General features: G+C 46.6%; 23 protein-coding genes. 19 read left to right on the forward strand and 4 right to left on the reverse strand.

From position 1 onward, the window contains the following. Positions 1 to 355: 355 nt before the first annotated feature. From mraZ to mutT, 19 genes are all read left to right on the forward strand, one after another. Complete coding sequence (mraZ, locus tag BIZ39_RS11280; RefSeq protein WP_012519465.1) at positions 356 to 814, forward strand: division/cell wall cluster transcriptional repressor MraZ; 459 nt, start codon at positions 356 to 358, stop codon at positions 812 to 814. After that, on the forward strand, positions 811 to 1,752 hold the full coding sequence (rsmH, locus tag BIZ39_RS11285; protein WP_187446999.1) for a 16S rRNA (cytosine(1402)-N(4))-methyltransferase RsmH: 942 nt from the start codon (positions 811 to 813) through the stop codon (positions 1,750 to 1,752). The genes mraZ and rsmH overlap by 4 nt, the downstream gene beginning before the upstream one ends. Beyond that, positions 1,749 to 2,084 carry a cell division protein FtsL gene (gene ftsL / locus BIZ39_RS11290; protein ID WP_187447000.1) on the forward strand — a complete coding sequence of 112 codons (336 nt, stop codon included), beginning with the start codon at positions 1,749 to 1,751 and terminating at the stop codon, positions 2,082 to 2,084. The genes rsmH and ftsL overlap by 4 nt, the downstream gene beginning before the upstream one ends. Beyond that, entirely contained in the window at positions 2,081 to 3,856 is a 1,776-nt protein-coding gene (locus tag BIZ39_RS11295; protein ID WP_014977227.1) for a peptidoglycan glycosyltransferase FtsI, read from the forward strand. The genes ftsL and BIZ39_RS11295 overlap by 4 nt, the downstream gene beginning before the upstream one ends. Further along, a complete protein-coding gene (locus tag BIZ39_RS11300) occupies positions 3,846 to 5,411 on the forward strand; it encodes a UDP-N-acetylmuramoyl-L-alanyl-D-glutamate--2,6-diaminopimelate ligase (RefSeq protein ID WP_061486406.1) in 1,566 nt (521 codons plus the stop codon). The genes BIZ39_RS11295 and BIZ39_RS11300 overlap by 11 nt, the downstream gene beginning before the upstream one ends. Further along, the gene (murF, locus tag BIZ39_RS11305) at positions 5,408 to 6,817 is read left to right on the forward strand and encodes a UDP-N-acetylmuramoyl-tripeptide--D-alanyl-D-alanine ligase (RefSeq protein ID WP_187447001.1); all 1,410 of its coding nucleotides are present in this window, start codon (positions 5,408 to 5,410) and stop codon (positions 6,815 to 6,817) included. Before BIZ39_RS11300 ends, murF begins: the two co-directional genes overlap by 4 nt. Then, entirely contained in the window at positions 6,811 to 7,893 is a 1,083-nt protein-coding gene (mraY, locus tag BIZ39_RS11310; RefSeq protein ID WP_061095711.1) for a phospho-N-acetylmuramoyl-pentapeptide-transferase, read from the forward strand. The genes murF and mraY overlap by 7 nt, the downstream gene beginning before the upstream one ends. A gap of 21 nt (positions 7,894 to 7,914) precedes the next feature. Continuing rightward, on the forward strand, positions 7,915 to 9,447 hold the full coding sequence (gene murD, locus BIZ39_RS11315; protein WP_187447002.1) for a UDP-N-acetylmuramoyl-L-alanine--D-glutamate ligase: 1,533 nt from the start codon (positions 7,915 to 7,917) through the stop codon (positions 9,445 to 9,447). Further along, positions 9,444 to 10,868 carry a cell division protein FtsW gene (gene ftsW, locus BIZ39_RS11320; RefSeq protein WP_187447003.1) on the forward strand — a complete coding sequence of 475 codons (1,425 nt, stop codon included), beginning with the start codon at positions 9,444 to 9,446 and terminating at the stop codon, positions 10,866 to 10,868. The genes murD and ftsW overlap by 4 nt, the downstream gene beginning before the upstream one ends. Beyond that, the gene (gene murG, locus BIZ39_RS11325) at positions 10,861 to 11,979 is read left to right on the forward strand and encodes an undecaprenyldiphospho-muramoylpentapeptide beta-N-acetylglucosaminyltransferase (protein WP_187447004.1); all 1,119 of its coding nucleotides are present in this window, start codon (positions 10,861 to 10,863) and stop codon (positions 11,977 to 11,979) included. Before ftsW ends, murG begins: the two co-directional genes overlap by 8 nt. After that, complete coding sequence (gene murC, locus BIZ39_RS11330; protein WP_187447005.1) at positions 11,979 to 13,424, forward strand: UDP-N-acetylmuramate--L-alanine ligase; 1,446 nt, start codon at positions 11,979 to 11,981, stop codon at positions 13,422 to 13,424. The genes murG and murC overlap by 1 nt, the downstream gene beginning before the upstream one ends. 1 nt (position 13,425) lies before the next feature. Then, complete coding sequence (locus BIZ39_RS11335) at positions 13,426 to 14,409, forward strand: D-alanine--D-alanine ligase (RefSeq protein WP_187447006.1); 984 nt, start codon at positions 13,426 to 13,428, stop codon at positions 14,407 to 14,409. 2 nt (positions 14,410 to 14,411) lie between these two features. Further along, positions 14,412 to 15,182 (forward strand): cell division protein FtsQ/DivIB, encoded by a 771-nt coding sequence (locus tag BIZ39_RS11340; RefSeq protein WP_061095707.1) that lies wholly within the window; start codon positions 14,412 to 14,414, stop codon positions 15,180 to 15,182. Positions 15,183 to 15,189: 7 nt separating this feature from the next. Beyond that, on the forward strand, positions 15,190 to 16,419 hold the full coding sequence (gene ftsA, locus BIZ39_RS11345; RefSeq protein WP_014980043.1) for a cell division protein FtsA: 1,230 nt from the start codon (positions 15,190 to 15,192) through the stop codon (positions 16,417 to 16,419). A 108-nt stretch (positions 16,420 to 16,527) separates the two neighbouring features. After that, positions 16,528 to 17,694: a cell division protein FtsZ gene (gene ftsZ, locus BIZ39_RS11350; protein WP_014980042.1), complete on the forward strand. Its 1,167-nt coding sequence runs from the start codon at positions 16,528 to 16,530 to the stop codon at positions 17,692 to 17,694. 215 nt (positions 17,695 to 17,909) lie between these two features. Further along, positions 17,910 to 18,821, forward strand: a complete 912-nt coding sequence (gene lpxC / locus BIZ39_RS11355; protein WP_049586065.1) for a UDP-3-O-acyl-N-acetylglucosamine deacetylase — start codon at positions 17,910 to 17,912, stop codon at positions 18,819 to 18,821. A gap of 207 nt (positions 18,822 to 19,028) precedes the next feature. After that, on the forward strand, positions 19,029 to 19,907 hold the full coding sequence (locus BIZ39_RS11360; RefSeq protein WP_187447007.1) for a M23 family metallopeptidase: 879 nt from the start codon (positions 19,029 to 19,031) through the stop codon (positions 19,905 to 19,907). A gap of 181 nt (positions 19,908 to 20,088) precedes the next feature. Next, the gene (gene secA / locus BIZ39_RS11365; RefSeq protein WP_187447008.1) at positions 20,089 to 22,797 is read left to right on the forward strand and encodes a preprotein translocase subunit SecA; all 2,709 of its coding nucleotides are present in this window, start codon (positions 20,089 to 20,091) and stop codon (positions 22,795 to 22,797) included. Beyond that, the gene (mutT, locus tag BIZ39_RS11370) at positions 22,797 to 23,180 is read left to right on the forward strand and encodes an 8-oxo-dGTP diphosphatase MutT (protein ID WP_187447009.1); all 384 of its coding nucleotides are present in this window, start codon (positions 22,797 to 22,799) and stop codon (positions 23,178 to 23,180) included. Before secA ends, mutT begins: the two co-directional genes overlap by 1 nt. A gap of 122 nt (positions 23,181 to 23,302) precedes the next feature. Here the strand turns inward: mutT and BIZ39_RS11375 are convergent, their stop codons facing one another. The 4 genes from BIZ39_RS11375 to coaE all read right to left on the reverse strand — a co-directional run. Continuing rightward, positions 23,303 to 24,175 (reverse strand): aspartoacylase, encoded by an 873-nt coding sequence (locus tag BIZ39_RS11375; RefSeq protein ID WP_187447010.1) that lies wholly within the window; start codon positions 24,173 to 24,175, stop codon positions 23,303 to 23,305. A gap of 220 nt (positions 24,176 to 24,395) precedes the next feature. Further along, the gene (gene yacG, locus BIZ39_RS11380) at positions 24,396 to 24,623 is read right to left on the reverse strand and encodes a DNA gyrase inhibitor YacG (protein WP_014950407.1); all 228 of its coding nucleotides are present in this window, start codon (positions 24,621 to 24,623) and stop codon (positions 24,396 to 24,398) included. Between the two features lie 133 nt (positions 24,624 to 24,756). Further along, a complete protein-coding gene (gene zapD, locus BIZ39_RS11385) occupies positions 24,757 to 25,509 on the reverse strand; it encodes a cell division protein ZapD (RefSeq protein ID WP_061095702.1) in 753 nt (250 codons plus the stop codon). A gap of 243 nt (positions 25,510 to 25,752) precedes the next feature. Beyond that, positions 25,753 to 26,314, reverse strand: a 562-nt coding sequence (gene coaE / locus BIZ39_RS11390; protein ID WP_187447011.1) for a dephospho-CoA kinase, incomplete at its 5' end; no start/stop codon positions are given.

Below are 26,314 nucleotides of genomic sequence, written 5' to 3' on the forward strand. Positions count from 1 at the left end.
TGCAATACCGCTGAAACCAGCGTTAAACATAATCGTGAGACCTCGCCGCTAATTTACATCCAAAAACAGCAGTTCATCGATTAATTACACCTTTATTTTTTCTCAGATGAATATTTTTTAATCTTTTTTACACGCCTAATCATACACTTCCTAAAAACACTGTATATCCAACCAGTTTAAACCCAGTGTTTATGCGGCCTTGACGCCTTTTTTCTACTTGACAGTGGGGATCATTGATACCTAAACTGTAACTCAGTGGGTAAATGTGGCGAATTGTGGATCAAATCATCATCACTTTGCAGATTAGTACTCAAAAAACAAGAAAACCAAGAGCAAATAATAAAAGGCTAGGGGAATGTTCCGCGGCGCTAACGCAATCAATCTGGATACAAAAGGCAGACTGGCTATACCGACGAAGTATCGTCAGTCGCTGCTGGATGATTGTCAGGGACAACTGGTCTGCACAGTCGATACACAACAAAGTTGTTTGCTACTTTACCCACTTCCCGAATGGGAAGAGATTGAGCTTAAACTCTCTAAACTTTCAAGCATGATCCCAGCCGAGCGTCGCTTGCAGCGATTGCTACTAGGTTATGCTTCTGAAGGTGAGATGGATAAAAGCGGGCGCATTCTTGTTCCTACTCCACTGCGAAGTTTCGCAAAACTCTCAAAAGAAGTCATGTTAGTTGGTCAGTTAAACAAATTCGAAATTTGGGATGCCGATATTTGGGCACAACAAGTTGAAGCTGATATAGACACCGAACGCAAAGGCGAATTTGAACTTACCGAACGATTACAGGACTTTTCTCTATGACGCAGCCTAGCGAATTTAAACATATTTCAGTATTACTTGATGAATGCATTGAAGCCCTAGCGATCAAACCGAACGGTATCTATATTGACGCCACTTTCGGCCGTGGGGGGCACTCAGCACATATTTTGGATGCATTGGGTGAACGCGGGCGACTCATCGCTTTTGACCGTGATCCGCAAGCAATCAAAGCGGCAGAACGTTTCGCCGATGATAAGCGTTTTAGCATTATCCACTCACCGTTTGGTGATATGGCAGAAGAAATCGAAGCGCTAGGGCTAACTGGCAAGATTGACGGTGTGCTTATGGATTTGGGGGTGTCTTCACCTCAGCTAGATGATGCCGAGCGTGGTTTTAGCTTCCTTCGTGACGGCCCACTGGATATGCGTATGGACACCTCACGTGGACAAAGTGCTGCAGACTGGTTGGCTAGCGCCGAAGAACAAGACATTACGCAGGTTATTAAAGAGTTTGGCGAAGAGAAGTTCGGCAAACGCATAGCCCATGCCATTGTGAACACACGCAAAGAAACGCCTATCACACGCACTGCACAGCTAGCCAAGATCATCGACGAAGCGGTTCCTGTAAAGGATAAGTTTAAACATCCGGCTACCCGCGCGTTCCAAGGCATTCGCATATACATCAATGCGGAGCTGGAGCAACTTCGCGTCGGGCTTAAAGCAGCGACACAGGTGTTGGCGAAAGAAGGTCGTCTTGCTGTTATTTCGTTTCACTCGCTTGAAGACCGTTTAGTAAAACGCTTCATTAAGGATCAAAGTAAAGGGAAATCAGTACCACACAACTTACCGATTACTCAGGCTGAAATAGATGCAGATAAAGTGCTAAAAGCCTTGGGCAAAGCGATAAAACCTTCAGAACAGGAGATTGCGAACAACGTTCGCTCTCGCAGTTCGGTATTACGTGTGGCAGAAAAGTTATGACCAAAGCCGCGCCAGACAAGGCCAGCACTAATTTTAAATTACTGCTAATAATTGTTTCAGATTTGACCCGCAACAAGTTGCGGGTTTTGTTGTATTTAATGGTTATCACTAGTGCTATGGCGGTAACGCTTAGCAGCCATCACAACAGACAGCAGGTCATTGCACTTGAAGACCTCATGCAAGAGAAAGATGAGCTGGATGTAGAGTGGCGTAACCTTGTGCTTGAGCAACGTGCGTTAACCGAGCACAACCGCATAGAAAACCTGGTTGAAAAACAATTAGAAATGTACCGTCCAACCGCAGATGATGAAGTAGTGGTGAGGTTAAAATGAGTACAACCGCGCTTTCTCGCCAACGTAAAAAGACCGGTGCAAAACAAAATGTAACGCCAAGCCTAGTGCACTGGCGCTTTGTCGTTGTGCTTGTTGTTATTATGCTAGTTTTCAGCGTGCTCGCCGCCCGTGCAGCCTATATTCAAGTTATTGAGCCAGACGAGCTAATTCAACAGGGTGACAACCGCACACTAAGAACCCGTGATATGCCAACCTATCGCGGGCTCATTACCGATAGAAATGGTGTTGAGCTGGCGGTGAGTGTGCCTGTTCGGGCCATCTACGCTGACCCTAAAGTTATCCATGAAAACAACGGCTTCGAGGAAGAACGCCGCTGGGAAGCACTGGCAGACGTACTGCGCCAAGACGTCAATGAACTCAAAGAGAAAGTGGCAAACCCTAAACGCCGCTTTGTTTACTTGCAGCGTCAGGTGTCGCCTGCCATGGCAGAGTACGTTGATAAACTGGACATTCCCGGTATTTATCTTCGTCGAGAAAGTCGCCGCTACTATCCTACAGGCGAAGTTTCAGCGCAGTTAATCGGCGTAACCGATGTTGATGATACAGGGGTTGAAGGTCTAGAGCGCATGTATAACGAGTGGCTAACGGGCACGCCGGGTTCTCGTAAAATACGCCGCGATGCGAAAGGCCGTCAGGTAGAAATCTTGGAAACAAAGTCTGGCGAAAAAGCCGGCGACCTGCAGCTGACTATTGATCAGCGTATTCAGGCACTTGCTTATAAAGAAATTAAAGAAGCCATGATTTATTACCAATCAAGCTCGGCTTCCGCCATTGTCATCGATGTAAAAAGCGGTGATGTGTTAGCCATGGTGAATGCACCGTCGTTCAATCCGAATGATAGAAGCGATATTTCTGCGCACAGAATGCGTAACAGGGTTATTACCGATGCGTTCGAACCAGGCTCGGCGCTAAAACCGCTGGCCGTCCTTACTGCATTAGAGTTCGGTGAAGTCGAGCCTGAAGACTCAGTAAACACTCATCCAGGATGGATGCGATTAGGCGGCAGCCTAGTAAAAGATTCGCGCAACTACGGCGAACTAACGCTAGAAGAAATTATTCAGCATTCCTCAAATATGGGGACGTCGAAGCTGGCGCTTTCTGTGCCTAAACAGTTCCTGCTGGATACCTATTACAATATGGGCTTAATGAGCGATACCGGGCTTAATATGGCGGGTGAGAGTAGCGGTATCTTTCATGAGCGCAGCCGCTGGTCTGAATTTGAGCTAGCTACGCTGTCATTTGGATACGGCATTTCGGTTACCACTGCACAGTTGGGGCGTCTTTACGCAACGTTGGCGAACGGCGGTATTAAAACACCGCTTAATGTCATCAAGTCGCCAGAGCAACCTTCATGGCAGGCTCAATCTGAGCGGGTGATCAGCGAAGAAAACGCTAACGCTATTGTTCAAATGATGGAAAGCGTAACCCAGCGTGGCGGCACAGCAACAAAAGCGTCGGTACCAGGTTATCGCGTTGCTGGGAAAACAGGAACAAGCCGAAAAGCGGTGGCCGGCGGGTACGGCGAAGAGTACGTCAACATTTTCGCCGGTATCGCACCTGTGTCTGACCCCAGGCTAGTAACTATTGTATTGATCAACGAACCTGGCGGTGATTTGTATCACGCGGGGGATACCGCTGCACCTGTCTTTTCATCAATTATGGGTGGCGCACTGCATATGTTAAACGTTACGCCCGATGACAAGCAGGTTACATCTAGCCGCTTATTGAAAGGAGGTCAAAGTGGTAGTTAGTGCCTTTATTCAAAGTATAAAAGCTTTATTGGCGAAATTTGGTGTAGACGCCCCAGATATCCGCATTGAAGGTTTAACGCTAGACAGCCGAGAAGTGAATACACGCTTAGCTTTCTTAGCAATTAAGGGCCACGAACGTGATGGTCGAGATTTTATACCCCAGGCAATAAGTTTAGGGGCCCGTGTAATTCTGGCGCAAACTGAAGACAGTAGTGCCCATGGTCAGATGGAAATGCGTGACCACAGCGTCATTATCTCGCTGTATGAATTACCACAAATGCTCTCTGCATTAGCTGCCGCATTTTACGACTACCCTGCTCAGAAAATGACGACGGTAGCAGTGACAGGGACAAACGGAAAAACCTCTACAGTTCAATTGCTTACCCAGCTTAAGGATGCGTTAGGTACACGTAGTGCAAGCATCGGAACTCTAGGGAGCAGTGTGTTTGAAGGCGATGAAACCCAGTGGTCGAACACGCCGGCAGCAAACACTACGCCCGATGCCATACGTATGCAGTATTTGTTGGCAGACTTTGTGCAAAGTGAAGTGCGCCATACGGCCTTCGAAGCAAGTTCTCACGCATTGGTTCAAGGTCGGCTTGGTACAGTAAAAACCGATATCGCTGTTTTCACCAACCTTACTCGAGATCATCTCGATTACCACGGCACCATGGAAGAGTACGGCAAAGCCAAGCGCTTGCTGCTTCAGCAGCCAGGTTTAAAGGCTGTGGTATTAAACGCTAATGATGATGAAAGTAAGAAGTGGGATGGTGCAGCAGATAAGACGATTACACGCGTCTGGACAGGTATAGACGAAAGTGGCCTGGATGGAAGCGGTGAAAGTGAATACTTGCGAGAGCATAACAATCCTCAAAGTCGCCATTGTTTCGCCACAAATGCTTCTTATCATGCAGGTGGATGTAGCTTTGAACTGGTGAGTTCGTGGGGAAGCGCTGCTATTTCGCTGCCACTATTCGGAAAGTTCAATATCAGTAATGTATTGAGTGCTATAGGTACGTTACTCGCTGAAGGTGAGCGTTTTGATGACGTGGTTAACGCGGTAAATGCGATCACGCCAGTACCCGGGCGAATGGAAGTTTTCTCTGTAACGGGTGCTGCGAACCTAGTGGTGGACTACGCGCATACGCCAGACGCTCTGGAGAAAGTGCTGTTAAGCGCCAAATTCCATACAACGGGCAAAGTGTGGTGTGTGTTTGGTTGTGGCGGGGACAGAGACAAAGGCAAGCGACCGTTAATGGGGCAGGCTGCCGAGGTTGGTGCTGACGCTATTGTGATCACCACAGATAACAGTCGCAGTGAAAGCCCTGAATCTATCGCCGAGGATATCATTGCGGGTTTGAAAAACCGTGAGCTGGCAGTGTCTATTCCCGATCGCGAGCAAGCTATTCGTCATTGCCTTGAGCATGCGCATGAAAGCGACATCATCATCGTGGCCGGAAAAGGCCATGAAGATTACCAAATTATCGGTGACAAAAAGACTAACTATAACGAACGTGCAGTTGTGGCGCGACTGCAACAGGAGTACAGCAAATGATAACAACAACGCTGTCATGGATAGCCGAAAAGGTTAATGGAAAATTATTGAAAGGCGCTGCTGACGTTGAAGTGTCTGCAGTAAGTACCGATACCCGCACCCTAGAAGATGGCGCAGTTTACTTGGCCTTGAAAGGCCCGAATTTTAACGGCCATGATTTTATTTCAACGGCGGAGAAAGCGGGAGCAAGTGCGGTTATTGCCAGTGAAGACGTAGCAACCTCGTTACCTGTCATCATGGTTGAAGATACCAAAGAAGCACTTGGTCTATTAGGTGCGGCAGTAAAAGCTTATGTGGCACCCAAAACGATTGCGATTACCGGAAGCAGTGGCAAAACCACCGTAAAGGAAATGTGTGCCGCTATTTTGGAGCGAAGAGGCAATGTATTAGCCACAAACGGTAACTTCAATAATGATATCGGTGTGCCGCTAACCCTTCTACGCCTTGAACCTCAGCATGAATATGCAGTGATGGAGTTAGGCGCAAATCACATTGGTGAAATCGCCTATACCACGAACCTTGTTAAGCCGGACGTCGCGACTATCGTAAACGCCGCCGCTTCTCATCTAGAAGGCTTTGGAAGTTTGCTAGGTGTAGCGCGCGCCAAAAGTGAAATTTTTAAAGGCTTAGGCAGTGACGGCGTGGCGGTAGTCAATGTTGATAGCCAGTTTGCTGAATTTTGGCAAGGCAAACTTAAACAGACCAAAACGCTAACGTTTTCGCCCCAGCAGAAAAACGATGCTGACTTTAGAGCAGAAGATATCACCATTGGGCTAGATGGGTGCGCCGCATTCCACTTGGTTTGCCCGCAAGGAGATATGTCTATTCAGCTTACTATTCCTGGCGTTCACAACGTGGGGAATGCCCTTGTTGCTGCGGCATTAACGCTGCAAGTTGGCGCCACACTAGAAAACGTGCGCGACGGCTTACTTGCCATGAAGCAAGTTAGCGGCCGCTTGAATGTAAAACAGCTTACCGAACAGGTTCGCCTGTTAGATGACACCTACAACGCCAACGTGGCGTCTGTAAATGCGGCAATTGATACGCTAAGTAGCTTTTCAGGTATCTGCGTTCTTGTTCTAGGCGACATGAAAGAGTTGGGTGAAAAAGCGCGTTTTTACCACGAGCAGGTGGGGGAATATGCTAAACAAAAAGGAATTAATTACCTGTATACCATGGGTGTTTTGAGTCAATCAGCCAGTGCTGTGTTTAATGAAAATGGTGGCCATTTCAGCGATGTTGAAAGTTTGTTGGCCGCAATGGAGAGTGATTTGTTAGTGCAGCAGCGCGATATTTCAATTTTAGTTAAAGGTTCACGCAGTTCCAGAATGGAACGTGTGGTAGAGGCGGTAGAGGCCTCTGCGCTGGGAAAGCACGATAGCCGTCGGGAGCGAATAGCATGTTAATTTGGCTAGCCGACTGGCTGACACAATTCGATTCAGGGTTTAACGTATTTTCATACCTTACCCTTCGTGCAATTTTAAGCACGCTGACCGCATTACTTATTGCCATTCTTATTGGCCCTAAGATGATTCGTTATTTACAGCGTATGCAAATTGGTCAAACTGTACGAGACGATGGCCCGCAAAGCCATTTGTCAAAATCAGGCACACCCACTATGGGCGGGTTACTTATACTCGCAGCAATTGTAGTAAGCGGCCTGCTTTGGGCTGACCTGACTAACCGTTATGTGTTGGTAACCCTTACCGTGGTTGTGGCCTACGGTATTATTGGGTTTGTTGACGACTACAGAAAAGTGATCCGCAAAGATTCGAAGGGGCTTATCGCCCGTTGGAAATATTTCTGGCAATCTGTGGTTGCGTTAGGCGTCGCATTCTATCTATACAGCAGTGCAACAATAAGCGCTGAAACCTCACTACTGGTGCCTTTCTTCAAAGAAGTGTTTCCGCAGTTAGGTGCATTCTTCATTATCATTACTTACTTCGCCATTGTTGGTACAAGTAACGCGGTAAACCTTACCGATGGATTAGACGGTCTTGCTATTGTGCCTACTATTTTGGTGGCGGGCGCATTCGCCATTTTTGCCTATGTGACAGGTAATGCTAACTTTGCCGAATACCTGAATATTCCTCATATTCCGCTTACCAGCGAGCTGGTGATTGTGTGCACTGCCATGGTCGGTGCAGGCTTAGGCTTTTTATGGTTTAACACGTATCCGGCACAAGTATTTATGGGCGACGTTGGCTCACTAGCGTTGGGCGGCACACTAGGCGTGCTTGCTGTATTGGTGCGCCAAGAATTGGTGTTAATCATCATGGGTGGCGTGTTTGTAATGGAAACCGTTTCAGTCATTCTTCAGGTAGGTTCTTACAAACTGCGTGGCCAGCGTATTTTTCGTATGGCGCCTATTCACCATCACTATGAATTGAAGGGCTGGCCAGAGCCGCGCGTAATAGTGCGTTTTTGGATCATTTCAATCATTTTGGTGTTGGTGGGTCTTGCTACCCTCAAACTTAGATAAGCGGTAAAGAGATAAATCGTAATGTCGTATAACGTACGTGAGCATAGTTATGTAGTCGGTGGCCTAGGTGTTACAGGTCAGGCTTGCGTGCGCTTTTTGTTGCAAAAGCAGGCAACGGTTAAAGCATTTGATACCCGTGCTAATTTTACTCTAGTTACCGACCCTGATTCTGATCTTGATACCGACATGCAAGCGTTTATGGCAGAGAAGGTCACTTGCACTGCTCTAAGCGAAGATTACTTTGATGGTGTAGACACCTTGGTGTTAAGCCCGGGGCTTGCTCTTGATATTGAACAAGTGGCTTTAGCGCAAAAGTGTGGTGTTGAGGTGATCGGCGACGTGGAATTGTTTGCCCGATTAAATGCCTCCACGAGTGATGCTACGCCAGCTAAGCGCGTAGTAGGTATAACCGGCTCTAACGGTAAAACCACGGTTACTTTATTAGTGAACCATCTGCTCAAAAGCTGCGGCGTAAAAAGTATTGAAGCGGGTAACGTAGGTCGCCCTGTGCTTGAAGCGCTTCAAAGTGATGCAGATGTAGTGGTGATGGAGTTATCAAGTTTTCAACTTGAAACAACGTCTAGCTTGGTGCTCGAAGCTGCAACTGTCCTTAATATTTCCGATGATCACCTTGACCGTCACGGTACCCTTGAAGCCTATATCGATGCCAAGCATCGCATTTTTGATAACGCGAAATCTGCGGTTGTGTGGCGAGACGGTGAGTTTGTAGCATCTTACGAGCAGCTTATTACCGATGCTAAGGGGATTGCTGCATCAAATGCAGTATCTGATGGCGAATCTAATGCCGCGTCTAATGAAGAGTCGCTAGCGTCAAAAAATATCGTTGAATATGGACTGGGAGAGTCGACCACAGGGTTTGCGATTGCGTCTTTTGACGGTGACGATAGTGCTCGTGACGATGAACAAAGTCTATATATAACGTTTAAAGGCGAAAAGCTTATTGCCCTTAACGATATTCATTTGGCGGGCATGCACAACGTACTAAACATCATGGCTACATTGGGTATCTGCCTTCAGCTAGGTGTTTCGCCAGCGCTCGCGGTTAAACATCTACACAGTTTTAAAGCTGCACCACATCGGTGTGTAGAAATAGCCCGTGTAAACGATGTTCGCTATATCGACGATTCGAAAGCAACCAACATTGGCGCCACGGTAGCTGCCCTTGAAGGGTTAGCCCCGACTATACAAGGGAAGCTCATTCTTATTGCAGGTGGTGACGCTAAAGGCGCTGATATAGCCAGCCTCTCGCCTTATCTAAATAAATATGTATCGCACGTGTTTGCTTTGGGCAAAGATGCACACCTGTTTGAAAAGAGTTTTGCGCATACAACTCGTGTGGCAACGATGAAAGACGCCGTAAAAGCAGCAACAAGACTTGCTGCCCCTGGTGATGTTGTGCTGCTTTCGCCTGCGTGTGCAAGTTTAGATATGTTTAAGAACTATATGCATCGCGGTGACGTGTTTAAACAAGATGTACACGACCTACTTAATCTACACAGTAAGAACGACGACGCTGTGGAGGCCACATCATGATTGCTGCCTCTACCAAACTTAGCGCGTTATTTGCCGCGAAGCACGACGGACAACCTTCGGCAACGCACCCCTATGACGTGACGCTTATCTTAATTGCGCTCGCGCTAATGAGTATTGGCATTATTATCGTCACCTCGGCGTCGATGCCGGTGGCCGATAGGCTGCACGACAACCCCTTCTATTTTGCTATTCGCCACGGTATTTACATTGTTGGGGCGATCGTTGCCGCAATGGTAGTGCTGAATTTGCCCATGCAGTTTTGGCGCATGACCAATCCCTATCTTCTGCTCGCGGCCATCGCGCTATTGTTAGCAGTTCTGGTAGTGGGAAGAACTGTAAACGGGAGTACCCGTTGGTTGGCGATTGGGCCTATAACCATTCAAGCTGCCGAGCCTGCTAAGCTCTTTTTCTTTGCCTATTTGGCGGGTTATCTGGTTCGCCGCTACGAAGAAGTGACCGAAAATCTAAAAGGATTTATTAAACCTCTTGTCGTGTTCTTTGCGTTAGCGATGCTATTACTGCTACAGCCAGACTTAGGTACCGTCGTTGTGATGTTTGCAACCACGATTGGCTTGCTGTTTTTAGCAGGTGCGAGACTTTGGCAGTTCTTCGCACTGGTGTTTGCAGGCATATTGGCGGTTGTAGCGCTTATCGTGTTTGAAGAATACCGAATGAAACGGGTTACTTCCTTTTTAGACCCTTGGGCTGATCCGTTTGGCGCTGGTTATCAGCTAACCCAGTCTTTAATGGCCTATGGCCGGGGTAACTGGTTTGGGCAAGGCCTAGGCAATAGCTTGCAAAAACTGGAATTCTTACCCGAAGCACACACTGACTTTGTTATGGCCATCTTGGCGGAAGAGCTGGGCTTCGTTGGTGTGCTTGCCGTACTCGGCCTTATTTTGTGGATGGTGTTGCGTGCACTAAGCATTGGAAATAAGGCACTTGAAAAAGGGCGAGCGTTTGATGGTTACATGGCTTACAGCATAGGCATCTGGTTCAGTTTCCAAACGGCGGTAAATATTGGTGCAAGCGCAGGTATTCTGCCAACAAAAGGGTTAACACTGCCGTTAGTTAGCTACGGCGGCTCGTCACTTATCATCATGTCAGTAGCAGTAGCCATATTACTTCGTATCGATTTTGAATTACGGGTTGATGGCGTACAGGCGATTGGCCGGGGCGACAGCAAATCCGGTAAGAGCAAGGCCCGCCGTAAAAAGCCTATTCCTACAAGCGCGTCGCAAACTAAAGCGTCACAAGCTGAACGTGAGGCAAGTGTAGAGAGTGGGGCCGATGAAGCGGATTTTTCTACAGCGACGGTTGAAGCTAAACCTAGCGCCAAAACATCAAGTGCAGAAGATGAAGGAAAAGCTGGCATTAAAGCTATACTCGCGCGGGTAGCGCAGGAGGCTGATAATGGCTAAGCGTTGCTTAATTATGGCTGGCGGTACAGGCGGGCATGTTTTCCCAGGCCTTGCAGTGGCAAACGCGCTTCGAAAGGAAGGTTGGGACATTCATTGGCTAGGCACCGCCGAGCGGATGGAAGCGCAAGTTGTGCCTAAGCACGACATACCTATTCACTTTATTCCGGTAAAAGGGCTTCGTGGCAAAGGTGTCTCGGCACGTCTTCAAGGTGCTGTTGCGTTAGTTAAAAGCTTATTTTCTGCAAGGCGAATTATAAAGCGCCTTCAACCTGATATCGTTGTTGGGTTTGGCGGTTACGCTAGCGGCCCTGGTGGGGTTGCTGCAAAAAGCTTAGGTATTCCCGTTATTGTGCATGAACAAAATGCAGCGGCAGGCATGACCAATAAGCTTCTTAGTAAATTCGCAAGTCGCGTGCTTCTGGGCTTTGACGATGCCAAAGAACAATTTTCAGGTGGCGCTACTAAGGTGCATACTGTGGGCAATCCTGTTCGTGATGAAATTTGGCAGGTGAAGCCCAAATCTGTGGACATTGACGCAGACGCTCGTGAAAACACCACAGAGCATAAACATGGCCTTAATTTACTTGTTGTAGGCGGCAGTTTAGGCGCGCAAATTCTCAATGAAACCGTCCCAGAAACATGCGGTGTGCTAGAAGGTTTATCAATAAAACACCAGTGCGGTAAAGGTAACAGTGAAGGTGTCATCAAAGCCTACACGTCGGTGGGCGCAGATATGTCGAAAATCGATGTTAGTGATTTTATTGATGATATGGCGGCAGCGTACGAATGGGCAGATTTTATTGTCTGCAGAGCCGGTGCGCTTACGGTAAGTGAAGTTGCAGCTGCCGGACGCGCGGCGATTTTCGTGCCGCTACCTTTTGCGGTAGACGATCACCAAACAAAAAATGCGCAATCGTTAGTAAAGCAAAATGCGGCACTAATGATTGCTCAATCTGTATTGAAAGAAAATTTGGGGCAGGCGGTGCGTCAGTGGTTACAACACCCTGAAGACTGCTTAAGAATGGGTGCTGTAGCGAAAACATGTGCAAGCACTCATGCCACGGAAAATGTAGTAAGCCACGTTAAAAGCGTGGTAGGAGTAGGGGACTAATGGTTTTTAAAACCCCATTTGAAAGCCCGCAAATGCGCAGGGTTAAAAATATATTCTTTATTGGTATCGGCGGTGCCGGTATGGGTGGTATTGCCGAAGTATTACTGAACGAAGGTTATGCTATTGCTGGCTCTGACATTCAAGAAGGGCCAATGACACAGCGCTTAAGCGAATTAGGCGCTGATGTGAAAATAGGCCACCGCGCGGAAAATGTTGAAGGCATGGACGTTATTGTGGTGTCTAGCGCTATCAATGAGCAAAATCCAGAGATCATCGTTGCTCGTGAAAAGCGCATTCCAATTATTCGCCGTGCAGAAATGCTGGCAGAATTGATGCGATTCCGCCACGGTATTGCGGTGGCGGGTACCCACGGCAAAACGACTACAACCAGTTTAATTTCAACGATTTTCGCAGAAGCGGAGTATGATCCTACGTTTGTTATCGGCGGTTTGCTTAACAGTGCTGGTACGAATGCGCGTTTGGGAAAAAGCCGTTATCTAATCGCAGAGGCTGACGAGAGCGATGCGTCGTTCCTTCATTTGCAGCCGATGGTTTCTGTGGTGACCAATATTGAAGCCGACCATATGGATACTTATGGTGGCGACTTCTCAAAGGTGAAAGATACCTTTGTTGATTTCTTGTCGAACCTACCGTTTTATGGTCAAGCCATCGTGTGCGGTGACGATGCAAATATCCAAGAAATTCGCCCTCGTATAGGTCGAAGCATTCTTACCTATGGTTTTGAATCACATAATGACTATCGCGCAGAAAATGTTTCTCTGTCATTCGGTAAAGCGAATTTTACGGTCATTCGTCCAGAACGCGAACCGTTAGATATAACGTTGAACCTCACCGGTAACCACAATGTGCTAAATGCGCTTGCTGCTATCGCTGTAGCAACGGATGAAGGTGTAGATGACGACGCTATCATTCGCGCACTAGCTAGTTTTGGCGGCATAGGTCGTCGTTTCGAGCAGCTAGGTACGTTTACTACCAGTAAAGGCGAGGTGTGTTTAGTAGATGACTATGGTCACCACCCAACGGAAGTAAGGGCGACTATCGCTGCGGCTCGTGCAAACTGGCCTGATAAGCGCTTGGTTATGGTTTATCAACCACATCGCTTTACGCGAACCCGCGACCTTTACGAAGACTTTGTTGAAGTACTGTCGAGTGTTGATGCTTTGTTGCTTCTGGATGTTTACGCAGCCAGTGAACAACCTATTGAAGGCGCTGACAGTAAAGCGTTGTGCCGTTCCATTCGTCAGCGTGGTCAAATCGAGCCTGTATACGTAGGTGACAAAGACGCCTTACCAGCTATTTTGGCGAATATCATGCAAGATGGCGACATTGTCATGACACAAGGCGCGGGAAATATCGGACAAATTGCTAAGCTTCTTGCCCGTCATGAATTAGAAGCAACATCGCTTGCAAAGGAAGGGGAATAAGATGTCTAAACCTTCAGTAGGTATGCATTCTCAAAAAACACACTCTCCTGACGAGTATGGAAAAGTTGCTGTACTGCTTGGCGGCGATTCTGCTGAGCGCGAGGTATCACTAAATTCTGGGAATGCGGTGCTAAACGCGCTGTTAAGACAAGGCGTGGATGCGTTTGCGTTTGACCCAGCAGAGCGACCACTTACCGATCTTCTCGACCTAAAAGTTGATAGAGCACTCATTATGCTGCACGGTCGTGGTGGTGAAGATGGCTCTATGCAAGGAGCTCTTCAGCTACTGAAAATCCCCTATACCGGAAGTCGAGTTTTAGGTTCTGCACTGGCAATGGACAAAATTCATACTAAGCAAGTGTGGCAAAGTTTAGGCTTACCCACTGCAAAATATGAAATTGCTGATAAAAGGCACTTTGAAGCTGGTAAGTGCAGCGCTATAATGGATAAATTGGGGAATGAAGTCATGGTAAAACCGGCCAGAGAAGGGTCGAGTATTGGCATGGCAAGAGTGACAAGCGCTAAACAGCTCGAAACTGCCATTCAGGACGCCTTTAAATACGATAATCAAGTCCTGTTAGAGCAGTACATAGATGGCCCCGAGTTCACTGTTTCTGTATTGCAGGGACAGGCGTTGCCGTCTATTCGCATGTCTACTCCACATACATTCTATGATTATGCTGCGAAATATCAGGATAATACGACAGAATACTATTGCCCAAGCGGCTTGTCTGAAGAGCAAGAAGCACAGCTAGCAAAACTAGCATCTCGTGCTTTTGACGCTATTTCTGGCAGCGGCTGGGGTAGAATTGATGTTATGCAGGACAACCAAAGGCAATTTTATTTGCTAGAGGCGAACACAGTGCCTGGCATGACAGAAAAGAGTTTGGTGCCGAAAGCAGCCAAAGTTGCAGGATTAACATTTGACGAACTGGTACTAAGTATTCTTTCTACTAGTTTCGATGACGTTGCAAACAAGGCGTAAACGTGGCAGATACCAATACTAATCAAAATAAGCCTGCTTCTGTAAAGAGCGGCAAAAGTAAAACGGCAGTGTGGGGCGGCGTCGCTTTCTTACTGTTTGTTATTGCAGGATTAGTGTTTGGTGGGCTTAAAGCAAACCAGTATTTGCAGGATGAACAGCAAATGCCGGTACAGGTTATCGATTTTTCTGGTGATTATCAGCACATCGATATTACCAAGCTAGAGCGTTTAATACGCAAGGCGCAGCCTGGAAGCTTTTTCGCGCTTGACGTCAACGAAGTATTTGAGCTTGTTGAAGCGCAGCCCTGGGTTTATCGCGCGTCAGTAAGAAAGAAGTGGCCAAATACGTTAAAAATTTATTTGGTTGAGCAGCAGCCAGTTGCGCAATGGAATGAAGATTTGTTGTTAAACCCTTATGGCGATACGTTTAACGACGAAGGCGTGAAGTTAGACTTACCGCGCCTTTACGGCCCAGGTGGCAGCGAAAAAACCGCCCTTGAAGGCTACAACGCCATGCACGCGTTGATTGCGACGACGGATATGACGTTAGACGAGCTGTCATTAAGCGAGCGATTTGCATGGCAAGTGCAGTTGAAAAACGGCATTAAATTGAATTTAGGACGTCAGGAGTTTATCGATAGGCTACAACGCTTTATTGATGTTTATCCACTTCTGGCGCAACAAGAGAAGGCGGTGAAATACGTCGACCTTCGCTATGACACGGGCGTAGCAGTCGGATGGAAAGACGACAGCGCCACAGATGAAGAGAGTTAAGGAAACCATGTCGAAACCTGCTGAACGCAATTTGATTGTAGGACTAGATATCGGCACCAGCCAAGTAAAAGCTGTTGTGGGTGAATTACTAGAAGATGATCAAATCAGTATTGTTGGCGTGGGCACCCATGCATCGAAAGGCATGGATAAGGGCGGCGTTAACGATTTGAACCTGGTGGTGAAATCGGTTCAGCGTGCAGTAAACGAGATGGAGTTAATGGCAGATTGCCGTGTGTCTTCAGTTTTTATGTCTATCTCGGGACGACACGTTAAGTGCCAAAATGAAAATGGCATGGTACCGATTAACAATCAGGAAGTAACACAAGAAGACGTAGATAACGTTATTCATGCAGCGCGCAGTGTGCCAATTGCAGCGGAACGTCGTCTACTACACGTGTTACCACAAGAATTTACTATTGATGTGCAGGAAGGGATTAAGAACCCTATTGGCATGTCGGGAGTAAGAATGGAAGCGGATGCTCATATTATTACCTGTGCCGACGATATGGCGAAAAACATGGTGAAATGTGTTGAGCGTTGTGAACTTAATGCCGATCAGCTGATCTTTTCAGCGTTGGCATCAAGTTATGCGGTACTGACTGACGACGAGCGCGAGCTTGGCGTATGTGTGGTTGATATCGGTGGTGGTACCATGGATATGGTTATCTACACCGATGGCGCTATTCGTCACACGGCGGTAATACCGGTTGCGGGTAATCAAATTACCAGCGACATCGCTAAAATATTTAGAACGCCTATTAGCAATGCAGAAGAAATTAAGGTGAATTACGCCTGTGCATTGAAGGATATGGTGAGTATGGAAGACAGCATTGAAGTGCCTAGCGTGGGCGGACGCCCAGCTAGAGTGATGTCTCGTCATACGTTAGCTGAGGTGATTGAACCTCGCTATCAAGAGCTTTTTGAGCTGGTACATGATGAAATTCGTGCCAGCGGTCTGGAAGAGCAAATCGCTGCAGGCCTTGTGCTTACAGGCGGTACCGCTAAAATGGAAGGTGCTGTGGAATTTGCCGAAGAACTTTTCCAGATGCCCGTGCGCGTGGGCAAACCCATCAACGTAAAAGGCTTGTCCGAATATGTTGATGACGCTGGATTTGCGACAGTCGTAGGACTGCTGCAATATGGCAAAGTACAATCTGACAATAAGAAGTCCAGTACGCAGAAGACCGGTGAAAGCTTATTTCATCGAGTGCAAAGCTGGTTTAAAGGTGAATTTTAATTTTATTTTGGGGGCGCTATAGCTACGGCATCAAGGCTAGCAGGAAGCAATTAGCCTAAGGGAATGACCTGGCGTAGTGTTTGAAAGACGTACAACCGGAGAGTAAGTATGTTCGAATTAATGGATAGTCACGGCGAAGAAGCCGTAATCAAAGTCATCGGTGTCGGTGGTGGCGGCGGCAATGCCGTTGAGCACATGGTGTCTCAAAGCATTGAAGGCGTAGAATTTATTGCAGTTAACACCGATGCACAGGTGCTTCGCAGCTCAAGTGCAGACGTTACACTTCAAATTGGCTCAAGTGTAACAAAAGGGTTAGGTGCGGGTGCTGATCCGAATATTGGTCGTGAAGCTGCACAAGAAGACAGAGAAACCATTCGTCAGGCGCTAGACGGTGCAGATATGGTTTTCATCACTGCCGGTATGGGCGGTGGTACAGGAACGGGCGCAGCGCCAGAAGTGGCAAAGATTGCTCGTGAAATGGGCATCCTTACGGTAGCGGTAGTTACCAAGCCATTCCCATTTGAAGGTAAAAAACGCACCTCGTTTGCGGAACAGGGCATTGTTGAGTTGTCTAACAACGTTGACTCGCTAATTACCATTCCTAATGAAAAGCTGTTAAAAGTAATGGGTCCAGGCACGCCGCTTCTTCAAGCGTTTAGCGCAGCAAATGACGTATTACGCGGTGCAGTTCAAGGTATTGCTGAACTGATTACCCGTCCTGGTCTAATCAACGTTGACTTCGCAGACGTACGTACCGTTATGTCTGAGATGGGTAAAGCGATGATGGGTAGTGGCGCTGCAAGCGGTCCAGACCGTGCTGAAGAAGCTGCTGAAGCTGCGATTGCCAGTCCGCTTCTTGAAGATATCGACTTGTCAGGCGCGCGCGGTATTCTTGTAAATATCACTGCGGGTCCAGATTTCGCCATCGACGAGTTTGAGACTGTTGGTAACGCCGTTAAAGCGTTTGCCTCAGAGAATGCCACAGTGGTTGTGGGTACAGTGATCGATATGGAAATGACAGACGAGCTTCGCGTAACGGTTGTTGCAACCGGTATTGGCGCAGAGCGCAAGCCTGACATTTCGCTAGTAAGCTCTGAAGGCTCTCGTCTAACACAGCCTGCAAAAGAATACGGTAACACGCAATCAAGTGAACCACGTTCTGCAGTAGGCGGTACAGAGGGCAATCAGGCGCTGAAGGCCGACGACAGTGCACAGCCAGAAAATGATTTGGAATATTTAGATATTCCTGCATTTCTTCGTAAGCAGGCAGACTAATTTAGCTGCCTGAAACGGAAGGGAATTATTTCGCGTTTGCGATGTCTCACCTTGTAAGGTGTATTTATACAACGTGAAAAATTTCGCGTGGATAGGTTGATTAAATACGTAATCTGACAGAGTTAAATCCGTCAGAACGGGTGTTTTTTGACATGTGAGTAATAACTCACTATAATGCGCGCCCGCTTTTTTTTAATAGGTAAAAGCTTAAGCAGATGATTAGACAACGTACAATCAAGCAATCGGTACAAGAGACCGGAATTGGGCTTCATAAAGGGGAAAAGGTCACAATGACTCTCCGACCTGCGCCAGCAAACACGGGTATCGTGTTTAGGCGTGTTGACCTTGAACCACATGTTGACATACCTTCGCGTGCGAACGCGGTAGGTAATACCATGCTGTGTACGTGCCTTAATAACGAAGACGGTGTGACTATTCAAACAGTAGAACACTTAGCGTCTGCGCTTGCAGGTTTAGGTATCGACAATATTATTATTGAAGTAGACAGTAACGAGCTGCCAATTATGGACGGAAGTGCTAGCCCGTTCGTATTCTTGCTTCAATCTGCCGGTATCGAAGAGCTAAACGCGCCTAAGCAATTTATTCGTATTAAAAAGCCAGTTCGTGTAGAAGATGGCGATAAGTGGGCCGAATTAGTGCCTTATGATGGTTTCCGCGTTGATTTCCAAATTGACTTTGATCATCCTGTGATCAGTCAAACTCGTCAGCATATGGTGATGGATTTTGATTCGTGCTCATATGTAAGCGAAGTTAGCCGTGCACGAACTTTCGGTTTTATGCGCGACTTAGAGTACATGAATGCTAACAACCTAGCGTTGGGTGGCAGCATGGAAAACGCAGTGGCGTTGGACGAATTCCGCGTACTCAACCCTGAAGGGTTGCGCTACGACGATGAGTTCTTAAAGCATAAGATTTTGGATGCTATTGGTGACTTATACCTTGGTGGACACAGTCTAATTGGTGAATTGCGTGCGTACAAAACAGGCCATGGTCTGAATAACAAGCTATTAAATGCAGTACTTGCGCAAAAAGAATGTTGGGAGTTCGTGACCTACGACTCGCAGGAAACAGCACCAATTCGTTATGCTCAGCCCGCATTAGCGTAAGAATTTTAAAAAGCCGCCTTACGGGCGGCTTTTTTTCGTATGGCATTTACTGAAATAAATGATACAGTAGCCGAATAACTAATATAAATTTCACCCATGTGACAAAAAACTATCGCTTAAAGGCTGTCGCCTTTGGCTAAAAACACATTCATCGTGGTATGAAGTGGTATGAAAAGAGTGGCGTGAAACAGCATTTTTCTTCGTGGTATGAAACTAACTATTACACTAGCAGGTAAAAATAAACGCTATAGGCACAGCATTAGTGTCCGTACGCTTGTGAGCGCAACCGTGCTCTCGTCTATTTTTATGCTAGTGTCGAGCCGTTCAACTGAATCGGTATCAGAAGATATTGCCCGCGTTCGTTTGGCGCAAACTGAAGTCAATGAACGACAAAAAGACGTTGAAGCGCTAAAAGAGCAAACAACGGTTAAATTACAAGCTTTGCTTTCTCACGTCGCAGAGTTATCTGCGCAGGCTACATTGCTGGACGAGAAAGGTAAGCAAATCGCAACAGAATTAGGTATGTCAGCGGCTGACCTGGACGCTTTCGTACCGGTATCGATACCGGATAACCTTCAAGACGATCCCATCCTTTACGAAATAGCCAAACTAGAGCAATCACTCGATTTGAAGTCTCAACAGTTGTCTATGCTTGAAAGTTTGGTCAGGGGTCACCATATCAACGAGCAGAGCCAATTATCTGGTCGTCCGATAGAGTCAGGGTGGTTGTCTTCTTATTATGGTATGCGGGCCGACCCGTTTACTGGCGAACCTGCCATGCACAAAGGGTTAGATTTCGCAGGTAAAGCAGGGGAAAACGTGGTGGCAACTGCAGCAGGTATTGTTACCTGGGCGGGTGAGCGCTACGGTTATGGCCAACTAGTAGAAATTGATCACGGTGATGGTTTTGTTACCCGCTATGGGCATAACGATACCCTTACTGTTTCGATTGGTGATGTGGTAACCAAAGGGGAACCTATCGCCAAGATGGGCAATACGGGGCGCTCTACTGGCGTTCATGTTCACTACGAAGTAATAAGAAACGGAAAACAAGTCGATCCTCTACCTTTCGTCTACAAAAAGTAGCGTAGGTAGCAGCCAGGTAATTCTCGTAGACGGTGCCTTTATTAAATAAAAGTCATCTAAAACGAAGAAGCATAATTTTAGAACATCGCAAAACACAACGTGGTTACCGTTGTGTTTTATACGTTTAATTTAGCTGTGCACATTGTGCGGCGCCTCGACAAGTAGTGGAATAAAAAAGCTAATGTTTTCAAGCATCCTTCGAAAAGTATTCGGTAGTAGAAACGACCGATTATTAAAAAAATTACGCAAAAACGTAGATGCCATCAATGCACTGGAAGCAGAATTTGAAAAGCTTTCCGATGAGGCGCTAAAGGCTAAGACAGACGAATTTAAAGCGCGTATTGAAAAGGGTGAAACCCTTGACGATATTCTTGTAGAAGCCTTCGCTACGGTGCGTGAAGCAAGTAAACGCGTATACGGCATGCGTCACTTCGACGTTCAGATGCTAGGCGGTCAAGTACTTCACCAAGGTAAAATTTCAGAAATGCGCACGGGTGAAGGTAAGACGCTTACTGCTACCTTGCCAACTTACCTCAATGCTTTGTCTGGCAAAGGGGTTCACGTTGTTACTGTGAATGATTACCTTGCTCGTCGTGATGCTGAGTGGAGTAACCAGTTATTTACTTACCTAGGTATGCGTGTGGGCTGTAACGTGCCTGGTATGTCGCCGCAGCAAAAGCGTGAAGCTTATCAAGCTGACGTAACCTATGGTACGAACAACGAATTTGGTTTTGACTACCTTCGTGACAATATGGCATTTAGCCCACAAGACCGCGTACAGCGCCCGCTCAACTATGCGGTAGTGGATGAAGTTGACTCAATTCTTATCGACGAAGCCCGTACACCACTTATTATTTCTGGTCAGGCCGAAGATAGCTCAGAGCTATATCGCCGCATCAACACCATTATTCCTAAACTTGTTCAGCAAGAAAAAGAGGATGAAGAAGGCCAAGAGGGCGATGGTGACTACACGATTGACCTTAAGGCAAAACAAATTCATCTTACCGAGCGCGGTCAAGTTCACGTTGAGGAAATTCTTCAGCAAGAGGGCATGCTGCCTGAAGGCGAGTCGCTGTTTGCTGCAGGTAATATTTCACTGCTTCATCATATTAACGCTGCGCTTCGTGCACACAAGTTGTTTGCTAAAGACGTAGACTACATCGTTAAAGAAGACCAAATCGTTATTGTTGACGAGCATACGGGTCGTACGATGGAAGGCCGTCGCTGGTCTGAAGGTTTACACCAAGCTGTAGAAGCGAAAGAAGGGGTTCGTATTCAAAACGAAAACCAAACCCTTGCGTCAATTACCTTCCAGAATTATTTCCGCTTGTATAACAAGCTTGCGGGTATGACAGGTACAGCAGATACAGAAGCCTTCGAATTTAACCATATTTACGGCTTAGAAACGGTAGTTATCCCAACAAACCGTCCTATGCAGCGTAAAGATATGGCTGACCTCATCTACCTAACGGCAGAAGAAAAATACGAAGCCATTGTTGAAGACATTAAAGACTGCGTTAAACGCGGTCAACCTACGCTTGTGGGTACCGTGTCTATCGAGAATTCAGAACTCATTTCTCGCATTCTTAAGAAGTCGAAAATTCCTCATAAAGTGCTTAACGCTAAGTTCCACGAACACGAAGCAGATATCGTTGCTCAGGCTGGTAAGCCAGGCGCGGTTACGATTGCGACTAACATGGCAGGTCGTGGTACCGATATCGTGTTAGGTGGTAACTGGCAGGCAGAAGTTGAGAAGATTGAAAATCCAACTGAAGCGCAAATCGAGAAGATCAAAGCCGAATGGAAAGAAAGCCATGACGCTGTGCTTGCCTCAGGTGGTTTACACATTATTGGTACAGAGCGTCACGAGTCTCGCCGTATTGATAACCAGATTCGCGGTCGTTCGGGCCGTCAGGGTGACCCGGGTTCAAGCCGTTTCTACCTTTCATTAGACGACGCACTTATGCGTATCTTTGCCTCTGAAAAAATGGGCAACATGATGAAGCGTTTAGGTATGGAGCGCGGTGAAGCCATTGAGCATCCGTGGGTAACTCGCGCCATAGAGAATGCACAGCGCAAAGTAGAAGGTCGTAACTTCGACATTCGTAAGCAGTTGCTTGAATACGATGATGTGGCCAACGACCAGCGTAAAGTTATTTACGAACAGCGCAATGAGCTTCTTGATGAAGGCGATATTAGCGAGACTATCGCGGCTATTCGTGAAGACGTTATTTCAAGTGTTGTCGATGAGTACATTCCGCCACAGTCTCTTGAAGAAATGTGGGATGTAAGCGGACTTGAAGAGCGCATGCGTGCCGATTTCGCCGTAGACTTGCCAATTAAGGCCTGGCTTGAAAATGACGACAAACTTTACGAAGAGAAGCTTCGCGAGCGCATTCTTGGCGAAGTCGTGGACGCTTATAAGCAGAAAGAAGCGGTAGTGGGCGAGCAGGTACTGCGCCAGTTTGAAAAAGCGGTAATGCTTCAAAACCTAGACAGCCATTGGAAAGAGCATTTGGCGGCAATGGATCACCTGCGCCAAGGTATTCATTTACGTGGCTATGCGCAGAAAAATCCTAAGCAAGAATACAAGCGTGAGTCGTTTGCTTTGTTCTCACAAATGTTAGAAGCGCTTAAAGTTGAAGTGATCACTATTCTTGCTCGTGTAAAAGTACAAGCTGAAGAAGACGTGCAAAAAGTAGAAGAACAACGTCGTCAAGCTGACGATGTGCCTAAGAACTTCGAGCACGAAGAAGCGAATGCAACGCCAGAAGAGGCAAGTGACAAAGTACGTACGCAAGTTCGCGAAGGTGCGAAAGTAGGCCGTAACGACCCATGTCCTTGTGGCTCTGGTAAAAAGTATAAGCAGTGTCACGGCAAGCTTAAGTAATGAAAGTAGTACATGTTGCTGTGGGCGTTATCGCCCGCGGCGATGAAATATTCATTACGCTTCGCCCTGACAATGTTCATCAGGGCGGAAAATGGGAATTTCCTGGCGGTAAAGTGGAAGAGGGTGAAACCGTTCTACAGGCGCTTAAGCGAGAGCTTGCTGAAGAAGTTGGGATTATTGTGAACCGCAGCGAGCCTGTGATTGTGATCACCCATGATTACGGCGACAAGCAAGTTAAACTAGATGTTCATTGCGTGTGTGATTTTACCGGCGAGCCGCACGGCAAAGAAGGCCAACAGTCGCGGTGGGTAAAGGTAACGTCACTAAACGCCTCTGACTTTCCTGAAGCGAATATACCCATTATTAGCGCATTGCAAAAATAATAAAAACGGCCACATCTTAAAGTGGCCGTTTTCTTTTAGAGCAGTTCTATTTTTAGCGATTTCTTTGCTTTAGATTGGAAAATTAAGAACGCTCAACAAGATATACCCTTTCGGAGTTACACCTACAAGGTTATTCGTTCAGCGGTGGCAAATGCCACATCCAGTTTGAAATAAGCGGCTTCATTAATAAAGTGCGGGTAGGTTTCAGTTTCGTTTTCCCACAGGATATCCTTGCCGTCAAACGTCCGAAATACAGGTGCTCCAGGCATGAGAGGTTTGAAATCGTTATCTTGCAGTGAATGATGGATCATGGCGGTACGTTTTCCATTAGCATCTAACGGAAAAGACACGTTATCGCCTAAACGAAAAGCTTCACAGGCAGGCAAAGCGTCAGTGTTAATTTGCCCTTTATTATACGCGGCACAAAAATCCAATATTGCTTCAGCCATGGTTTGTGTTAGAAGGTAAACATCTTCTCTTAACACGCCCTGTGGCTGCCCACCCACTTCTATCATTACACCTTTCTTACCAGTGGTGCACAGGTAACCATGTTCAAGGTAGGGCTTTTCGTCTTCTACCAAAATGTTGGCTTCTGGCATTTGTTGCTTTACGTATCGCGCCAGCTGAATATGAAATTCATCCGCTTCCAAAATGATAAGCGTAGCACCCATTTCGCTGGTGGTGTTGTGAATATCAATCACAAAATCTGTGTTCGAATCACCCTTAGGCCCTAACTGTTGGTTAAGAGCCTTCGCAAGCTCAGCTTCTTTCGCAGAATTGTTATTCGATAAACGTTCAAAGGTAAACTGACGGTTTAAGTCTTCGTCTACGAAACGAACGTTTGCCGCAATGGCCGCTTCATTGGCGATGCTTAACGAAACATTTAGCTCATTAAATCGCGAAGGTAGCCCAAACTGTTGCCAGTTTCGAATAAGCTGAATACCACTGGTTTCATTTCCATGAGTACCACCAACAAGCGCGATAGAATTAAACATTCATGTTCCTTTTTGTATAGGTTGAGGATGAGGAAGGCTGCGCAGCGAGCTATTGAGTAATATTGTGATGAATTAATACGTTCGCTGTCTGCGCATCTACCCACGACTTGGAAATCAAGTAAACCGATACTACACCACTGCGCTTTGTACGAGAATACGTCTTAGTGGAATTTACCTAAATACTGATGTTTGCCAAATTGTCTGGGAAAGACATCGCGTATTAGTGCTTAAAGAAGTCATCTGATTGCTGTGCTAGCATCGCCTCTATCTCTTCAACATCGATATGCTTGGGCGTTGCGTCTTCTGCTGGCTTGCCGGCTATTTTTCTGTCTTCAGCGGCCCATTCACCTAAATCGATAAGTTGGCATTTTTTACTGCAAAAAGGGCGATATTCGCTTGTTGGTGCCCAAACAACCTGCTTGGCACAAATAGGACATTTCACTTCCATTATTTACTCCAGTGAAATACGTCTAAACGGCGAAGTTTGCGATTTGCTTATACTACCGCAGACGGGAAACAATAAATTAAAGACTCTGGCCTGCTGATCTTTGCGGTACATCAAACATCAACAGGTCTTAAGTTTAACAGGCAGCTAAACGAAACTGAATACTGCTTTCCACTGCGCCAGATTGGCCCTCTTGAGGAGAAAATAGCATGAAGCGGAGTGCGTAACGGTATTTGTTACCGCTAAGCGTAGGGTAATACCCTTCATCAACACTACATTTAACGCGAATTAACTCGTTTTTATCTTCTGCAGCGCCTTGATAAAAACCGTTGTCAGCAACCACATTGACAAATTGACCTCGTTCGCGAATGAACGACAGGCTAACAGCAATAGCATCATCGAGTAAGGCTAACGTTTCAAGCCATTGCGCTATTTCAGCGAGGCGTTGTTCAAGGGGTTGTTGTAACCAAAAATGAAGATTGGGCAAATCGAAGCTACACGCGCCACCTGGAATGGCAAAGCGCTGCCTGATTGCACTTAGCAGTTTATCTTCTTTCAAAGCACTACCAAAACGGCGGTCCGTTTTTAGCTTTTGTTTTAGGGTAAGCACGGTTTTTAGCGCTTGCTCTAAGGCGGCGCTGTCAATTTTCGGGTGCTTAGACCAATACACCAAGTTCTTTTCATGGGCTTCGAGGTCTTTGGTAAGATCGGAACGAAGATCCAGTCTTTCAATGAGATCAAGTAATTCGAAAAGCTGTTCAAAGAACACCAGTTGCAGATGAGTATGTTCTGATTTAGCCGTAATTTTAAGTTGTCCAAGCAGCTGCTCAACACGTAAATAGTTACGTACTTTTTCCTTTAGTGGAAATTCGAAAACAGCGTGACCCATGGAACCCCTTAAAACACATAGCCTTAGAGAAATGTCGCTAAAAATTTAGCTGAACAGTGAAAGGCAACAAGCCTAAAGCATCAAAGCGTTTAAGCCAAGTATACTTGTTCGCCAAATCTTTACTTTGACGTTAATTGGTCAAAAAAGTTTCAAAAATCAATCCGTAAGGCTGTAACGCCCTGCTTTTAGGTGGTGAATTTAGTTATTAGGGATGTGTTTTTGCGTTAACTTCGTCTATCAACTTCACGCTTTAGATAGCAAAAGTAAGTGTTCATGCAAGGCCGAAACTTGCGAAGAGAGGGCGTTTAGGCTGGTGCTATTGTCTAGTACATGGTCTGCAGCGCTCAGCCGTTCTTTACGGCTAGCTTGTGACGCCATAATACTTTTTATCGTTGCTTCAGAGCTACCATCTCGCTTTAAGGCGCGTTCAAGCTGAAGCACTTCAGGGCAGTCAACCACTACTACGTGGTTACACATTTCAGTAAGCTTATTTTCAACCAATAGTGGAACAGACAAGATGCAATAGGGGGAAGTCGATTCCATGATTAGCTGTTGCATGCGAGAACGAATAAGCGGGTGGAGAAGGCCGTTCAGCCAGGTTTTTTCATCTGGGTTAGCAAAAACCTTCTCTCGAAGTGCGGCGCGATCAAGGCTACCGTCTTCAAGCAAAATACGCTCGCCAAAATGCTCAGCTATTTGAAGCAACCCTTGTGAGCCCACGGCAACCACATCTCTTGCGACCTCGTCGGCATCCACGATGTCTATGCCTAACGACGCAAAAATATCAGTGGCAGCAGATTTACCG

The sequence above is a fragment of the Alteromonas sp. BZK5 genome (assembly GCF_014349115.1).
In the GTDB taxonomy this organism is placed as follows: Bacteria; Pseudomonadota; Gammaproteobacteria; order Enterobacterales; family Alteromonadaceae; genus Alteromonas; species Alteromonas macleodii.